The following is a 15,754-nucleotide window of genomic DNA, read 5'->3' as shown; positions in this document are numbered from 1 at the left end:
GGAGATCCTCACTCGCGCTCCGACACGGCTCCCCGTTTTTTCAGGGACCGGTACAGAATTTCGATCGCCGCGCAGCCCAGTACAACTACTCCCATCGTAGCCGCAAGCAGCCACCCGCCCGGTAACTGCAGGGCAAAGAAGGCCCGCGCAGCGGGAATGGCCAGGATTAGTCCCAGGGCCAGGATCAACACCGACAGTAACAGCGCACGCCATTTGTCGAACGGCCGCGCCAGGGCGGAGAGCACCCACAGTGCCACCAACAGCACCGCGATCGTCGTCGCCGTCTGGCCGGCCTGGATCTGGGCGGCGGCGTCAAGCGCCGGGTCCGGGAAGGCGCGGGAGTAGCCATAGACGGACAGGATGCAGGCGCTGATGATCACTCCGGCGGGCACCGAGAACATCAGGCAGCGGCGCAGAAAGCCAGGCTGATAACGGCGTTTGTTCGGCAGCAGCGCCAGGAAGAACGCCGGAATGCCAATCGTGAGCGAGCTGACAATCGAGAGCTGGCGGGGCAGGAACGGGTACTGCCACAGCAGCAGGCCGATCACCAGCGAGATGATCACGGCGTAGGCGGTTTTTGTCAGGAACAGGTTCGCCACCCGTTCCACATTCGCAATCACGCGGCGCCCTTCCGCGACCACGGCGGGCAGCCGGGAAAATTGGCCGTCCAATAACACCAGCCGGGACACGGCGCGGGTCGCTGCCGCGCCGGATCCCATCGCAATGCCGATGTCCGCGCTCTTCAGGGCCAGCGCATCGTTAACGCCGTCCCCGGTCATCGCCACGACGTGCCCGCGCCGCTGTAGCGCCAGCACAATGGACTTTTTCTGCTCGGGCGTGACCCGGCCCAGCACATGCTCGCGTTCGAGCACCTCCGCCATTTCGGCAGGATCCTCCGGGAGGTCCCGTGCATCATAGCCGTGCACCACATCGGCGAAACCCACCGCCCTGGCCACCGCCGCAACGGTCCGCGGATTATCTCCGGAGATAATCCGCAGTGAAACGCCCTGTTCGCGAAAGTAGGACAGCGTGGCGGCCGCGTCGGAACGAATCTTCTCCCGAAACGTCAGCAGCGCTACCGGAGCCAGCTGGTCCGGCAACTGTGCGGCACTCGCGCGGTCGACGGCGGACGGGGACGTTGTGTGCACCAGCAGCAAGGCACGCAATCCGGCGGCGGCCAGCTCCCCCGCCGCCGCCAGCACCTGACGATGGCCATCGACGTGCGGATCGAGCAGCATTTCCGGGGCTCCGAGAAACCAGCCGGCCGGGCCGGCGGCGGGCCCTGCGCCGTCGGGGGCGGCGGCGCCGGCGGGCACGTCGGCGCCGTCGGAAGCGCCGCCGTCGAATATCACCCCGCTGTATTTACGCGCACTGCTGAACGGCACAACCAGCAACGGTCGGACCGTCGTCGGCCGGCTAAAGTCAGGCCGCAGCGCAGCGGCGGTGGCATTGGCGTTCCCATCGGCGGCAAAATACCCCAGTGCGCCCTCCCAGCCGGACGGCGGAGAGTCCGCGAGCGGATGCACTGCGTCGAAAACAATCGACCCCTCGGTCAGCGTCCCGGTTTTATCCAGGCACACCATGTCAACGCGGGCCAGCCCCTCCACAGCGGGCAGTTCCTGCACCAAAACCTGCCGCCGGGCCAGCGTCACAGCCGCCAGCGCAAAGGAAATGCTGGTCAACAGAACCAGCCCCTCCGGGATCATGGCCACAATACCGGCCACCGCGCTGACCACGGCACCCTTCCACTGCCCGGACTCCAGCGCCGGTCCCCACCCTCCGCGGGCCTGGATCTGGCCGTTGACCGTCAGCAGCACAATCGGGATCAGCGCCCACGTGATGTAGAGAATGATCCGGTTGATTGCGTTGCGGATTTCGGAATTAACCAGCGAGAATCGCTTTGCCTCCGCCGTCAGCTTGCTCGCGTAGGACTCTGCTCCGACGCGGATCACCCGCGCCGTGCCGGAGCCTGCGACGACGGATGAGCCGGATAGCACGTCATCCCCCGCGGCCTTGCCGACGGAATCCGATTCGCCGCTGAGCAGGGATTCATCCAGCTCCAGGCCTTCTGCGGAGAGAACCCGCGCGTCGGCCGGTACCTGATCACCGGACCGGAGCACCAGCACGTCATCGTGCACCACCGCTCCCACTGCCAGCTCCTGCACGGCGCCCTCGCGCAGCACCCGGGCCTTGGGCGCGTGCAGTACGGCAAGCTTATCCAGGGTGCGTTTGGCCCGGAACTCCTGCACCACGCCGATCGCGATATTGGCCACCACTATGAAGCCAAACAGTGCGTCACGCGGATCCCCGACCAGCAAAACAACCACTAGGCATCCGCCCAGAACCGCGTTGAACAGGGTCAGCAGATTGGCGCGCAGAATCTGCCAGATACTCCTGCTGCCCTCATGCGGCACGGCATTGGTCAGACCCGCTTCAGTCCGGGTGTCCACCTGCCCGGAAGTCAGGCCCAGATCCCCCAGCTCAGCGTCGTCCAGCGGTGCGAGCAGCCCGCGGGCGTGCGCCATGGCGGCCAAGTGTGCGGCAGAACGGGTCGACGGCCCGGAGGCCCTCGCGGGTTTTTCCCCTCTCGCGGTCTGTACCGGTCCCGCGGTCTGTACCGGTCCCGCGGGATTTTCAGGTATTTTCGGTCTTTTCGCTGGTTCAGCCAATCGGACCGGCTCCCGGCGTGAGCAGGGCTACCGTTTCCAAATGATGCGTGTGCGGGTACAGATCAAAAGCCCGCAGTTTCGACAGATTCCAGCCGGCTGCACGGAAGTAGCCGACGTCGCGGGCAAATGAGGCCGGGTCGCACGAGACATACGCGATGGCCCGCGGAGCCGAGGCAATCAGCTGGCGCACCACGTTCTTACCGGCTCCAGCGCGGGGCGGATCCAGCACGATCGCGTCAAAACCGGAGGCTGGGGTCCCGCTCCGTTCATGCAGAACACGCTCCACCCGCCCCTGCCTGATTTCCACCTGGCTGGCAGCATGCAGATTCGTCCGGGCATCCTTGCTGCTGCCGGCAGATCCTTCCACCGACAAGACGGACCCGGTGGGCCCGACGGCATCGGCCAGCAAGGCGCTGAACACGCCGGCGCCGGCGTACAGATCGGCCACGGTTGCGCCAGGAAAAAGGTAGCCAACTGCCTCTGAGCCCGTACCGGCGTGTCCGGCCGATCCGCCCGAGCCCGCTGATCTGCCTGAGCCGCCAGGACTACTTGAGCCGTCTGCGCCGGCCAAGCCGCCGGTCAATAAATCCATTACGGCGCGGGTGAGGATATCCGGAGCGCGGCGGTGGATCTGCCAGAACCCTCCTGCGCTGACGCGGAATTCATGCCCGACGGCCGTTTCACTGACCCGGCCGCGACCGCTGATCAGCGTCAGCGCGCCACTTTCCGGCACCCAGCCGGCCACTGAAACCCGTACCGCGGACGCAGCTTCAGAACCCTCAGCGCCCTGGTTGCCCGCGGCGTTGGCCTGCAGCTGCCTGGCAATTCGCTTCAGCGTCAAGCCCCGGGCCTTCTCGGAGAGCTGCGGATCGGTGGCAAGCAGCACCAGAGGCGCCGAACCGTTGGCCGGCGCCGAGACCTCAATGCGCGTGATCCCGGTCAGGTCAATTTCCCACAGCCGTAGTCCGTTGATTTCCGCCCCGGCCAGTGGCATCGCCCGAACGGGAAGCACTGCCTCGGACCGGTGCGCATGCATTCCCAGCCTGCCTGGCTCCGCAGGCCCCCCGGCGGCTGTGACGGCAAAGCCGGCCCGGGTCCGCCAACCCAGACCAGCAGGCAGGTCCCGGGCACTACCGACGCGGTCCCCGTCCCCGCCGTCGAGATCCTCCACCCCGGCCGCCAGCAGACCCGACGGTGAGTTGCTGTGCCCACCCGCTCCCGTGCCGCCGTCGAGCTCTATTCCGGCCAGACGATGAAGCTGTTCGGCGAGCACCTCGGCCTTGAGGCGGCGCTGGCGCGGCCGGCTGATATGCCCGAACTCGGCCCCGCCCACCGGCTGCTGCCCCGCTGCCGCCGTCCGCAGCGAATCGGCTTCAGCCCAGAAATGCGGAACCCGGTCAGCGGATGCCTCAAGCACCTCGGTGACGTCCGCCCGCCAAAAGGAGGCATCGTCGTCGTGCTCGGTCAACGCTACCCGCACCACCTCGCCCGGAATGCCATGCCGGACAAAAATCACCCGCCCTTCGTGCCGCGCCACACAATGTCCGCCGTGTGCCACCGGTCCGAGGGTAAGGGTCAGTGCGTGCGGATTCTCCACGGGTAGTGCTCCTGGCATTAAAGTAGGTCCTGGAATTTCTGCGAGTCTTCAGAAGATTTCAGCTGCCATGGCACGCTGGCCACCATCACGCCCGGCTCGAAGTGCAGCCGCGTTTTGATCCGCAGCGCCGTCTGGTTATGCACCAGCTGCTCCCACCACTTACCCACCACGTACTCCGGGATGTAGACGACAATCAGGTCCCGGGGGGAATCCCGGCGCATGGTGGTGATGTAGTCCATGATCGGTGTAAGGGTTTCCCGGTACGGGCTGGCCAGCACCGTCAACGGCACCGGGATGGCCAGCTTTTCCCAGTCCTGCACCGTCTGCTCGGTCTCCATCGGGTCCAGATCCACCGTGATGGCGTCGAGCCGGGACGGGCGCGACGCCCGCGCGTATGCCAGCGCCCGCAATACCGGCTTGCGCACGTGGGAGACCAGCAGCACCGCATGCACGCGGGAGGGCAACGCCCGTGGCGAGGAATCCTCGTCCACGGCCAGTTCCTTGGCCACCCTGTCGTAGTGCATCCGTATGCTCAGCATCATCATGAACAGGAAGAACATGGCCAGCAGTGCGATCCACGCGCCCTGCTCAAACTTGGTGATCAGCACAATGATCAGCACCGTGAGCGTCATCAGGAAGCCGACGCCGTTGATGACGCGCGATTTCAGCATCCGGGCCCGGGAGGCCTTGTCCTTGACCGTGCGCAACAGCCGCGTCCAGTGCCGGACCATGCCGATCTGGCTGGCGGTGAAGGAGATGAACACACCCACGATGTACAGCTGAATAAGCTTCGTCACGTCGGCGTCGAAGGCGATGATCAGCACCATCGCGCCAACGGCCAGGGCGATGACTCCATTGCTGAACGCCAGCCGGTCACCGCGGGTGCGCAGCTGCCGAGGCAAGTAGCCGTCCTGGGCGAGGATCGAGGCCAGTACGGGAAAGCCATTGAAGGCGGTGTTGGAGGCAAACACCAGGATCACGCCGGTGGCGGCCACAATGATAAAGAACGGAATGGAGCCGGTGCCGAAAACCGTGCCGGCGATCTGGCTGATCGTTGGGTTCTGCACGTAACCGTCCGGCAGCGCCTGGCCGTTGAGCAGGAACTCGCTGGTCGGATCCTGCGCCATCTGGACTCCGGTGGCCCTGGCCAGGTACAGAATTCCTGCAATCATGGCGGCGGCAATCGCACCCAGCAGCAGCAGCGTTGTGGCGGCGTTCTTGCTCTTGGGCTTTTGAAAGTTCGGCACGCCGTTGCTGATGGCCTCCACACCGGTCAATGCGGCCGCGCCCGAAGAGAATGCCCGCAGCAGCAGGAACCCGCCAGCCAGTCCCACGAGCCCGTTCTCGAAGCCCGCCTGCGGGACGATTTCGAAAGCGGCCGACGGTGCGCGGCCCAGGTTTCCGGAAATCGCCTCGATCAGCCCCGTCACAGTCATCCCGAGAATGCAGAAGATGAAGATGTACGTGGGAACGGCAAAAACACTGCCCGCTTCCTTAATGCCCCGCAGATTTACCAGAGCCAGCACCACCACGCCAATCGTCGCCACCATGGCCTGGGTCCCGTGCATCCCGGGAACGGCCGTGGCAAGATAATTGGCCGCGGACGACATGGACACCGCAACCGTGAGGACGTAGTCCACCAACAGGGCAGAAGCGACAGTGAGCCCCGCCGTCTTCCCTAAATTGACGTTAGCAATCTCGTAATCGCCACCGCCGGAAGGGTAAGCATGCACATTTTGCCGGTAGGAGGCCACCACAGTCAGCAGCACCACCATCACCGCTATGCCGACCCACGGCGCCATGGTCACGGCGGCGGCACCAGCCAGCGCCAGCGTCAGCAGGATTTCGTCGGGGGCATAGGCCACAGAGGAGAGCGCGTCAGAGGCAAAAACCGGCAGCGCGATCCGCTTCGGTAGAAGCGTATGGGCCAGGCTGTCGTTCCGGAAGGGACGACCAACCAACACACGCTTAAACGCGTTCAAAAAAGTCAGCACAGTTCTACCTTTGAGGCTCTAGCCGGCCAAGGCTGGGATCAGCCATGGCGTCAGTGACAACGCCACTTTACGGCACTGTCCAAGGGAAGTGGTCGCGACGAGCCACGGACAAGCCAGGGGCAGGCTTGGGTCAGCCCGAGGAAGAACCACAGACGAGGATCAAACGAAAGATTCGTTGCTGCAAGGCACTTTTAGCATTCCCCGGACAAGCATCGGCGCGGGGGAAAGTTTTTTCGAAGTTTTTTCCCCAGGGGCCGGTTTTGGGGTCTTTTTGTCCTAATAATGTCAGTGCCTGCTCGTAGCCTTGTAGTAGTTGGAGATCAGCAGGATTTCCCGGTTTTTGCCGGTACGGGTTGCCGGGTTTGGTTGCTGGTACGGGTTGCCGGGTTTGGGTTGCTGGGTTTGTGGGTTGAGGGGTGGTGGGTGGGCGTGGAGATTGATCGGGAGAATCTGGCTCAGGTGCTGGCCGCGATCACCGCGAAGTATCCGCGCCGGGTCCAGCGCGCAGGCCTGGGCTCTGGCCGTGTCCCGGACACTGTTCCCGGGACCGGCCAGCCCGACGGCAGCGGCGCCGCGAACCCGGCCGCTCCCGCTGCTCCTGCCGATCCTGTAAAGCCGGCCGCGCCCAAGGTTCCCTATGATGCCGTTGACGGCTCATCTGGTACTGCCGGTGCTGCTGTTCCTGCGTGTCCCGTTTGTTCTGTTAATGGTTTTCCTGTTGGTGGTACGTCGGCGGGGATGGTGGCCCGGTTGGAGCTGGTGAATGTGTTGTTGGCGGAGGTGTTGGGGACGGATCCGCAGGGGGTGTCGCCGGAGGCTTGGTTGTCGGTGATTGGTGTGTCTGAGGGGACCCGGCGTCGGTTGGATGCGGTGTATTTGCGCAGTGTCGCGGCAGCGGATCAGTGCGGGGCCGCGGCGTTGTCGGGGATCGGGACGAAGAACGTGCGCGAGTTCCTGGTTCATGGGGTGGGAATTGAACCGGGGCGGGCGAAAGCCGAGGTGGAAGCAGCCCGCGCGATTCACACCACTAACCCCGCCACCGGCACCGGCGGTGGAAGCGGCAGCGGCGGTGCGGGTGGTGGTACCGGTTTTTTGGTGCGTGAGGTGGAGTTGGGGGTCGGGCCGTTGGCGTTGCTGGGTGCCCGGTTGGCGGTCGGGGATATCACGGCCGGGCATGTGAAGACGGGGGTGCGGGTGTTGGAGAAGGTCCCGGCCCGGATCATTACCGAGGAGACGTCGGAGCGGATTGGGGAGTATCTGGCCCGGCAGGCTCCGACGCTGCGTAGTGATGATTTCCGTCGGTTCGCTGAGCAGGTCATCCGGCTTTGCCAGGCCGATACGGGGGATCATTATGATCCGGAGTCGGTGATGCGTCGTAAGTTCACGATGGGGGTGGATGTGACGGGGATGGTGCATGGTTCGTATCAGCTGGACCCGGTGGCGGGGGCGGAGTTGATGGCGATCCTGAATCCGTTGTCGGCTCCGCACCCGGATCAGCGGACCCCCGACGGGGACCTGGTCGCCGTTGATGAGCGGACCGCGGATCAACGGCGCGCGGACGCGCTCACCGAAATGGCCCGTGCGGCTGGCGCTTACCTCAACCTCACCCATCCACAAGGTATCGAGAGCCCCAACAGCGCCGGTACCGCCAACACCGGCGCCGGTGCCGGTGTTGGTGCCGGCGGTCACCACGACAGCGGAAGCGACGGCTCCCCTGAGGGCAGCGGAAGCGGCGGTTCTGCCGAGGGCTGCGGGAGCGGCGGTTCTGCCGAGGGCAGCGACGGCGGTTCTTCTGAGGGCATTGGGGGTGGCTGTGCTGTGAGCGGCGGTTCTGGTTCTGCCAGTGGTGATGGCGGTTTGGCCGGTGGTGGCGGTGGGTGGGCGCATCCGGAAGTCGATGCCTGGGCCCGGGCTGAGGCAGCCGCGGCCCGGGCCGAGGACCTGTTCTCCCTCACACCAACAGATGACAGCACAGACCCCGGTACCGGCAAGGATGCGGGTAGGGGCCTAGCAACCGGCACAGGAACTGGCACAGGAACTGGCACAGGAACTGGAGCCGGCACCGGAATAGGCACCGATGCAGGTGCGGGCAAGGAAACCGGGACGGGGAGGAGGAGTACTCGTTGCGGTCCGAGCAGGGCCGGCAGGCTCCGGCCGGGGAGGCGGCCGGCCCGTATGACGATCACGACTACCTTTGATCAGCTCCGCAGCTTCCCGGACAGGGAAGCCGCGATCCTCCGCCAAACGCTGTGGAACCAACCAAAACCATTAGCACGACCGGAACTAGCAGCGCCGCTGAAACCACTGGAACCACGGGAATCGGTGGCACAGCTGGCGCTGACAGCCGGACCGGAACTACCGGGGCCAGGAACGCCGGCAGACCCACCCGCACCACCGGACGGTGATGGGTGGCCGGGAGGGATCGGCCCGGACACCCGGAGCTTCGGCTGGGCCACTTGCACGACTGACGGCAGCACCAACGATTCCTCCAGCCCCGGATCCGGGTCCTCATGGTCCTGGGAGCCGGAGCGGGAGCGGGAGCCGGAGCGCGAGCGGGAGCGGGAGCCGGAGCGCGAGCGGGAGCGGGAGCCGGAGCCGGAGCGCGAGCGGGAGCGCGAGCGGGAGCGGGAGCCGGAGCGCGAGCCCCTCTCGGCTCCAGAAAGCAATTTGACCGGGGCCGGCGGTTTGGTCGGTGCCGGTGGGTTGACGCCGTTGGATCCGATGCCGTCCTGGTGTGATGGTCTGGGCAGCATCAGCCCCGGCACCCTGGCCCGAATGGTGTGTGACGCGGCATTCGAGCGGGCCGTCCTGGGCGCCAACGGTGCCCTCCTGGATCTGGGCACCGCGGTCAGACTCGCGACCCCCGCGCAGCGCAGGGCCGTGTCCGTCCGGGACGGCGGGTGCGTCCGGCCCGGCTGTAACCGGCCCGCGTCCTGGTGCGATATCCACCACGTCATCTGGTACTCCCGCGGCGGACCCACCGCCGTCTCCAACATGTGTGCTTTGTGCCCGGGATGTCATTCCCTGGTCCACGCCGGGATCCTGGAAGTCACCATGATCAACCAGATCCCCTACCTCCGGTACGGACCCAACGCCCGTCAACGCCCGGGCCTGCACTGCTACAACCGCACCACCGGCACCGGTCTCAACGCGAGGACAGGCACCACCCCAAACGGAGGACCAGCGGCCGGGTACACCGAGAATCCCTGGATCCGCAACACCTACCACGACGACCTCAAAGACGCCCAAAACTTCGCCCGCACCATCATCACCGACCGCTAAACTACAAGCCCCAAGCTACCGAGGACCAGGCGAGTTGGTGACAGCCTCTGCAGCAACGGATAATATCCACGGACGAGTTCACCATTTGCGGTGCTGTGACGGCTGCGGATAAACCACCTTGAGGAGGGCCAATGGCGCATTTTGTGATCATGGGCTGCGGCCGCGTCGGCGCCACGCTGGCGCATACGCTGGAGGACGCCGGGCATTCAGTGGCTGTCATTGACCAGGATGACCGCGCCTTCCGTCGGCTCCGTACCGGATTTGCGGGCCGCACCGTTACCGGTGTCGGCTTTGACAGGGAAACCCTCAAGCAGGCGGACATCGAGAATGCCTACGCCTTTGCTGCCGTGTCCAGCGGGGATAACTCCAATGTGCTTGCCACTCGCGTGGCCCGCGAGACGTTCCATGTCGAGCACGTAGTTGCCCGTATTTACGACCCGGGCCGCGCGGAAATTTACCAGCGTCTCGGGATTCCAACGGTCGCAGCGGTCCGGTGGAGCGCCGACCAGGTGCTACGCCGGATTCTGCCGGAAGCTGCCATCAGCGGCGACTTCCGCGAACCTTCCGGCCGGCTGATCCTCACAGAAGTCAATCTGCATGCTGGTTGGATCGGACGGCACGTCCTGGATATCGAAAAGGCTTCCAGCTGCAAGGTGGCCTACCTGACTCGATTCGGGGAAGGCATGCTGCCCAGCGTAGACACCAGCTATCAGCAAGGGGATACCGTGCACGTGATGTTGCCGGTGGCGGATCAGCCCGAAATCAATCGTATTCTTGTCACTGCCCCAGCCAAGGAGTCCGAGTGAAAGTCGTCATTGTAGGGGCCGGCAGCGTCGGTTCCTCGATCGCCCGGGAACTTTTGTCCCACGGACACGAGATTCTGCTCATTGACCCCAAGCCGGAGGTAGTTGGCCGCAGCGGCCTGCGTGGTGCGCGCTGGCTGGTCGGAGATGCGTGCGAAATCAGCACACTAAAGGAAGCGAAGCTTGAAGAGGCGGATGTGGTCGTTTCCGCAAGCGGGGATGACAAGGTCAACCTGGTGGTGTCGCTGCTGGCCAAAACGGAGTTCGGTGTGGGCCGCACCGTGGGACGGGTTAACAACCCGAAGAATGACTGGATGTTCGACGATTCGTGGGGCGTGGACGTCGCCGTGAACACGCCGCGCCTGATGACCGCTTTAGTGGAAGAAGCAGTGGAGATCGGTGATCTGGTGAGGTTGCTCACGCTGCAGGCCGGAGTCTCCGCGTTGGTCGAATTCACGGTGCCCGAAGTGGCTTCGGTGATCGGCAGCACGGTGGGGTCCATTCAGTGGCCGCTTGACTCAACGCTCGTCGCGATTCTCCGTGACGAAACACCGATCACACCAAGTCCCGACGACGTCATCGACAGCGGCGATGAACTGTTCTTCCTGACGACCATTGCGGCCGAGGATGAGCTTAGGGCCCTGCTGTCCCCGGGGAAGCAGCGTCAACAGCCAAATCCTTAGTACGGACGGGCCGGCTGAGCAGCCATGCAAGCCAAAGCCCGAATGCGTACAGCGGCAGCCCCATGATCAGCCGTGTCGAGCCTAACGCCGCCACCTGGTCAGCGAGGTACAAGGGAATTTGCACCGCGAGGCGCAGTCCCATCACTGCCACCAGCATCCAGGTGGCGACGCGGTAGGCCCGGAGCCGACTGGGGTCCCGGCGCCAGCGCAGCCCCTCGTTGCGTACATATCCGAACACCACGCCCATGATGGGCCACTTGACCAGGATCGAAATGACCATGGCCGCCATATAAGCGGCGTTGGTGAAGAATCCCGGCAGATAATAGTCTTTGGCCTGCCCGGTACTGCGGCTGATCAGCGCAGAGATCCCTACACCTATCAGTCCCCCAATCGCCTGGGTCAGCGGCTCCTTTTTCAGCAACCGTGCCCCGGTGAAGACCAGAGCAACGAGCAGCGAAAGTATGAGCGAGATGTTCAGCTCACTAGTGATGGTGAAGACCACCACAAACAACAGACCTGGCAGCACGCTTTCGGCGATGCCCCGCCAACCTCCGGCTGCTTGGAGCAGGTCGATTTGGCCGTCATCCTTGCGCTTCAGACCGGATTTTGCGGCCATCTCCTGCGCTACTGACGCCAGGGTCGGGTTCGCCTGGAGGTCGGGCGGTCCGCCGGGCTTTTGCGGTAGGCCGTCGTCGGGAATGGTCAACTAAGTCTCCTGTTTACCGATGATCTCGTAGCGGGGGTTAAACATGGTGGGAAGTCCGTCGCGCAGCGACACCATGCCCTCGAAGCGCAACGCAGTTCCCGGCGCGATCCCGGCGACCCGCCGTCGCCCGAGCCAGACTACGCGCAGCCGGTTGTTCTGTTTCGCCGGAACCTTTTTCCGGCCTGTGCCGCCAGCGGGCTGCGAGTACTTATCCACGTCCGTAATGATGGCGGAAAACTCCGGGGGGCAGTCCAGGGGGAGAATAGTGACTGAGTCGACAAACCCGCTGCACCGCGCCCGCCCCCGTGCTGGGAGGGCGCAAATAGCGGTCCCCGTCGTCAAGGAGTGCTGCAGATCAAACATGGATATCAGCCAATCTGGGTTATCTCCGGACCGCGCCGGTAGGGCTCGCCGCCTTGCGCCTGAACGGGCTGGTCCCCCGGCACGTGTCCGGCGTCGTCCGCTACTGCGTCCTTGGGCAGCCGAAGCACCAGCAGGTCTCGTGGCGGCAAGGGACTTTCTCCCCGGACGACGACGACGGCGCGGAAGAGCGTCTCCAGCGGCGCCGCGGCTTCGCGGTCAAGCGCCGCATCCCCGCCGAGCACTCCGCGCAGGAACCAGCGCGGGCCGTCGACTCCGATGAACCGGGCAATGCGGTAGCCACGGCTTCCGTCAGCAGCCTCTGCCGGGAGTTTGGCCAAGACCTCCGGGCCGAAGGTGCCGTCCAATTCGTCGATGCTTCCACTTTGAGAATTCACCGACACAGCGATTTGCTCACGGATTTCCGGCCACAGGCCTTCCGAGCGTGGCGCGGCGAAGGCCTGCAACTGCAGGCTCGATCCGTTCAGGTCAAGGGTTACGGCAATGACCCGCTGGGTACGTTCTTCAACTTCGAGCCGCAGCTGCAGGCCGTCATGCGGGGTGATGAGCAGCGCGCCCAGGTCAAGGTACCCCTCACGGGTGGGAATCTCGTCCGCATCGAAGGGTCCGTGTGTGGCGCGGTCATAGGCAACGTCTGCCGGGTCCTCAACGCCGTTCGCAGCTCCGACGGGCTCAGCGACAGTTGCCGACTTATCCACGGCGTCGCTCACGGCAGGCTCCGCCTCCGGAACGGAAGCGTCTTGGACGTCGTCCGCCGCAGGGCGTGTTTTGGAGCTCTTCTTACCTATTCCGAAAGCCATTGAGCGGCATCTCCTTTGTTTTCGCAGCGGTCAGTGGGCGCAATCCGTGAGTGGACGAACCGAACATCAGCGACCGGTGAAGCCACCGGTGGAACCGAAACCGCCGGTTCCGCGGACGGAATCAGGAAGTTCGTCCACCGGGACAAAAAGTGCATGTTCCACACGCTGAATGACCATTTGTGCAATTCTATCGCCGCGGGAGAGGTGAATGCTCTGGGACCTGTCCGTGTTCAGCAGCGTAACGGCAAGTTCCCCGCGGTACCCGGCATCCACAGTACCGGGGGCGTTGACAATGGTCAGCCCATGTTTGGTGGCCAGCCCGGAACGGGGGTGAATGAGGGCTACGTATCCTTCGGGCAGCGCGAGGGATACGCCCGTGGGAACGAGAACGCGCTCCCCCGGGGCGATGACCAGATCCAGCCGTGTGCGCAGATCCGCCCCCGCATCGCCGGGATGGGCGTAGTGGGGAGGTTCAATGCCGTCGTCCAGCATTTTTAGCTGCACTTCGAGACGGCCGGTCGTCGTTGGGGCAGGTTTGAACTCTGTATTTTCTTCGCTCACAGCAGATCACTCTAGCGGCTGCATCGTTGGGCATTCCTCCGCGGCGGCCCGTCAAGGTGAAATCATCAGGGAAAGGTGAAAAGCTGGGGTTATGTCCCATGATTCCGCGATGAACCTCGCGCCGGCCTCCGCCGTCGTTTATTCCGAAAAACTCTGGCCGAATGTCTGGATCTGGGTCGTCGTCGTGGGCCTTTCCGGGGCCGGGATTTTGATTCTGGCGCCGATCAGCATGCTGGCCGGATATCTGGCTGCTGTGGGACTTTTTCTGCTCATGGGCATTCTTTTACTGACCTCCACACCGAAGATCGAGGTCACTGAGGACACCATCCAGGTTGGCCGCGCCAACATTGAGCGGCGTTTTGTGGGCAGTGTCGAAGGCTTCCGGGGCGACGACGCCACAGCCCAGCGTGGCACCAAGCTAAATGGCCTGGCCTATCTGTGCATCCGCGGCTGGATCGGCCCGGTGGTCAAGATCGACATCACCGACGAGACAGACCGTACGCCCTACTGGCTCGCATCAACCAGACGGCCGGAGAAACTCGTCGCTGTGCTGACTGGCAGGCCCTCGCCGTCCGCATTCTAGACCGGCCTCGTAGACCGGCGCCGGAGACCGGCCCGGGCAGTTCCGCCCTTGGACGTGAGCTCGCCGGGGCCCTGGCTGCCGGACGCGTTCGCGCCACGCCCACTGAGGTAGTAGGAAATACCGCCTTTCGGTGGCAAGGTTTTCATTGATGTAGCGAGAGGCTGGAGGGCTTTATGCAGGATTTGCGGTTGGTGGGCGTCCATGATGACGCCGAACACCTGCTCCTCAGTGGTACCGGCGGGGAAATTTACCGGCTGCGTATCGATGAGGCCCTTCGCGTCGCCGCGTCGCGGACGGCCAAGGCCAGCCGGATGACAGCCCGGGGGACCGATGCGGAAAAACCGCGGTTGTCCCCGCGTGATATCCAGATACAGATCCGCGCCGGCGCAACGGCAGAGGCGGTGGCTGAGTCCTCGGGCCTGGATCTGGCCCACATCCGCCGATATGAGGGTCCAGTACTGGCCGAGCGCGAGTACATTGCCCGGCAGGCCCGAGCTGTCGAAGTATCGGCTGCTGCCCCGGCCCACGACGGATACCGATCCGCTTTCGGCGACAATCCGGCAAGCCTGGAGGAAATGGTGGCCTGCCGGCTCACGGCCTTCGGCATTGATCCGGCCAGCGTCGTGTGGGACGCCTGGCGCCGGCCAGATGGCGCCTGGACCGTCACCGCAGACTTCGACAGCGACAATTCGAACAGCGACGATTCGAACAGTGACAGTTCCAAGACAGACAGTTCCAAGACAGACAGTTCCAAGAGTGACAATTCAGCCGGCGAAGAATCAACGAGCGAAAATCCACCCGGCGAAACTTCCCAAACCAGCTCAACTTCCAAGACCGGTTCGTTCCGGGCCCCTGCAACGGGCGCTATTGCCAGCATCGGCGAGCCGGCTCCCGCGCAATGGATCTTCAACCCGGGGCGCAAAACCATTCACAACACCAACCGCTGGGCACAGCAGCTTAGCGAGCTCGAACCGCTCGACGGTCCCCTTCCGGCCCGACGGCTCACCGCCGTCGCGGACAGGCCCTTTGACATTGAAGCCCAGGCTGCCCTGGACTCGGAGTCGGCCGACGGCGGCGAACCAGCCGGAGCAGATCAGACGGCAAGCGAGGCGGAGAACCTCCTGGATATGCTGCGGTCCCGCCGCGGGCAACGTCTGGGTGTGGACGAGGACGAAGATGACGCCCTTGCCTCGATGTTAACAAGCGGAATCCCGGCAGCACACCCGCGGGCGGTGACGCCCCCGTCGGAAGACTCGGCCGAACGTAATTCCACGAGCTACGGCCTCACAGCCGACAATTCCTCTGGCCGCGACTCAGATTCCAACGCAGCCGAGGACGAGACGCCTGAAGCCGGCACGCCCAGGAACCGGAAAGATCGCTCCCGCCCCTTTTCGCGTCTTAGCCTGGCCCCGCGGCACCCGGCGCCGGCGCCGGCGCCGGACAGCCTTGACCTCCATGACGTCAGCACCCAGACCAGGGAAGTGCGCATCTCGGCGGCACCCAAGGGTGCTCTTGCCCAGGAGTCCCCTGACCGGGCTGAAACAGCAGAGCGCGCGGACCGGAAAGCTGCCGTCAAACCTAAACGCTCAAGCGTACCGAGCTGGGACGAAATCGTCTTCGGCACGAAAGGCGACTAGCTCACTCCCGGAAACTGACGCTTCAGCGTCCGGACGTGTGGGCAAACTGCTGCGCCCA

Annotated in this window: 12 protein-coding genes; 5 read left to right on the top strand and 7 right to left on the bottom strand. The window is 64.5% G+C overall.

Annotation, left to right across the window (positions count from 1 at the left end; translation table 11 throughout):
* Positions 1 to 8: 8 nt before the first annotated feature.
* The 3 genes from OS914_RS05235 to OS914_RS05225 all read right to left on the bottom strand — a co-directional run bounded on the left by OS914_RS05235 (position 9) and on the right by OS914_RS05225 (position 6,260).
* Positions 9 to 2,525 (bottom strand): HAD-IC family P-type ATPase, encoded by a 2,517-nt coding sequence (locus OS914_RS05235; RefSeq protein WP_267545009.1) that lies wholly within the window; start codon positions 2,523 to 2,525, stop codon positions 9 to 11.
* A 136-nt stretch (positions 2,526 to 2,661) separates the two neighbouring features.
* Positions 2,662 to 4,284 carry a class I SAM-dependent RNA methyltransferase gene (locus tag OS914_RS05230; protein ID WP_267545008.1) on the bottom strand — a complete coding sequence of 541 codons (1,623 nt, stop codon included), beginning with the start codon at positions 4,282 to 4,284 and terminating at the stop codon, positions 2,662 to 2,664.
* Positions 4,284 to 6,260 (bottom strand): APC family permease, encoded by a 1,977-nt coding sequence (locus OS914_RS05225; protein WP_267545007.1) that lies wholly within the window; start codon positions 6,258 to 6,260, stop codon positions 4,284 to 4,286. The genes OS914_RS05230 and OS914_RS05225 overlap by 1 nt, the downstream gene beginning before the upstream one ends.
* Before the next feature lie 423 nt (positions 6,261 to 6,683).
* Here OS914_RS05225 and OS914_RS05220 point away from each other — a divergent pair, with 423 nt between their 5' ends.
* The 3 genes from OS914_RS05220 to OS914_RS05210 all read left to right on the top strand — a co-directional run bounded on the left by OS914_RS05220 (position 6,684) and on the right by OS914_RS05210 (position 11,028).
* Positions 6,684 to 9,542, top strand: coding sequence for an HNH endonuclease signature motif containing protein (locus tag OS914_RS05220; RefSeq protein WP_267545006.1), 2,859 nt, complete (start codon positions 6,684 to 6,686; stop codon positions 9,540 to 9,542).
* 131 nt (positions 9,543 to 9,673) lie between these two features.
* On the top strand, positions 9,674 to 10,348 hold the full coding sequence (locus OS914_RS05215) for a potassium channel family protein (protein ID WP_267545005.1): 675 nt from the start codon (positions 9,674 to 9,676) through the stop codon (positions 10,346 to 10,348).
* A complete protein-coding gene (locus OS914_RS05210; protein WP_267545004.1) occupies positions 10,345 to 11,028 on the top strand; it encodes a potassium channel family protein in 684 nt (227 codons plus the stop codon). Before OS914_RS05215 ends, OS914_RS05210 begins: the two co-directional genes overlap by 4 nt.
* On the opposite strand, the gene OS914_RS05205 is transcribed toward OS914_RS05210, so the two are convergent.
* The 4 genes from OS914_RS05205 to dut form a co-directional block, all read right to left on the bottom strand.
* A complete protein-coding gene (locus OS914_RS05205; RefSeq protein WP_267545003.1) occupies positions 10,979 to 11,734 on the bottom strand; it encodes a DUF3159 domain-containing protein in 756 nt (251 codons plus the stop codon). The genes OS914_RS05210 and OS914_RS05205 overlap by 50 nt on opposite strands.
* Positions 11,735 to 12,097: a single stranded DNA-binding domain-containing protein gene (locus tag OS914_RS05200; RefSeq protein WP_267545002.1), complete on the bottom strand. Its 363-nt coding sequence runs from the start codon at positions 12,095 to 12,097 to the stop codon at positions 11,735 to 11,737.
* 5 nt (positions 12,098 to 12,102) lie between these two features.
* Positions 12,103 to 12,915 carry a DUF3710 domain-containing protein gene (locus OS914_RS05195; protein WP_267545001.1) on the bottom strand — a complete coding sequence of 271 codons (813 nt, stop codon included), beginning with the start codon at positions 12,913 to 12,915 and terminating at the stop codon, positions 12,103 to 12,105.
* Positions 12,916 to 12,981: 66 nt separating this feature from the next.
* Positions 12,982 to 13,476, bottom strand: coding sequence for a dUTP diphosphatase (dut, locus tag OS914_RS05190; protein WP_267545000.1), 495 nt, complete (start codon positions 13,474 to 13,476; stop codon positions 12,982 to 12,984).
* A gap of 91 nt (positions 13,477 to 13,567) precedes the next feature.
* Here dut and OS914_RS05185 point away from each other — a divergent pair, with 91 nt between their 5' ends.
* Together OS914_RS05185 and sepH are read left to right on the top strand one after the other, a co-directional pair.
* Positions 13,568 to 14,059 carry a DUF3093 domain-containing protein gene (locus OS914_RS05185; RefSeq protein ID WP_267544999.1) on the top strand — a complete coding sequence of 164 codons (492 nt, stop codon included), beginning with the start codon at positions 13,568 to 13,570 and terminating at the stop codon, positions 14,057 to 14,059.
* Positions 14,060 to 14,232: 173 nt separating this feature from the next.
* Positions 14,233 to 15,696 carry a septation protein SepH gene (gene sepH / locus OS914_RS05180; RefSeq protein ID WP_267544998.1) on the top strand — a complete coding sequence of 488 codons (1,464 nt, stop codon included), beginning with the start codon at positions 14,233 to 14,235 and terminating at the stop codon, positions 15,694 to 15,696.
* Positions 15,697 to 15,754: the final 58 nt, after the last annotated feature.

Origin of the sequence: Arthrobacter endolithicus (assembly GCF_026627425.1) — a bacterium.
Lineage (GTDB): Bacteria > Actinomycetota > Actinomycetes > Actinomycetales > Micrococcaceae > Arthrobacter_M.
This window is presented reverse-complemented; position numbering and strand designations above follow the sequence as displayed.

Coding starts and splice junctions, on each gene's coding strand:
- OS914_RS05235 (WP_267545009.1), bottom strand. CDS start 2,525: ATGGCGCACGCCCGCGGGCTGCTCGCACCGCTGGACGACGCTGAGCTG.
- OS914_RS05230 (WP_267545008.1), bottom strand. CDS start 4,284: ATGCCAGGAGCACTACCCGTGGAGAATCCGCACGCACTGACCCTTACC.
- OS914_RS05215 (WP_267545005.1), top strand. CDS start 9,674: ATGGCGCATTTTGTGATCATGGGCTGCGGCCGCGTCGGCGCCACGCTG.
- OS914_RS05200 (WP_267545002.1), bottom strand. CDS start 12,097: ATGTTTGATCTGCAGCACTCCTTGACGACGGGGACCGCTATTTGCGCC.
- OS914_RS05195 (WP_267545001.1), bottom strand. CDS start 12,915: ATGGCTTTCGGAATAGGTAAGAAGAGCTCCAAAACACGCCCTGCGGCG.
- OS914_RS05185 (WP_267544999.1), top strand. CDS start 13,568: ATGTCCCATGATTCCGCGATGAACCTCGCGCCGGCCTCCGCCGTCGTT.
- sepH (WP_267544998.1), top strand. CDS start 14,233: ATGCAGGATTTGCGGTTGGTGGGCGTCCATGATGACGCCGAACACCTG.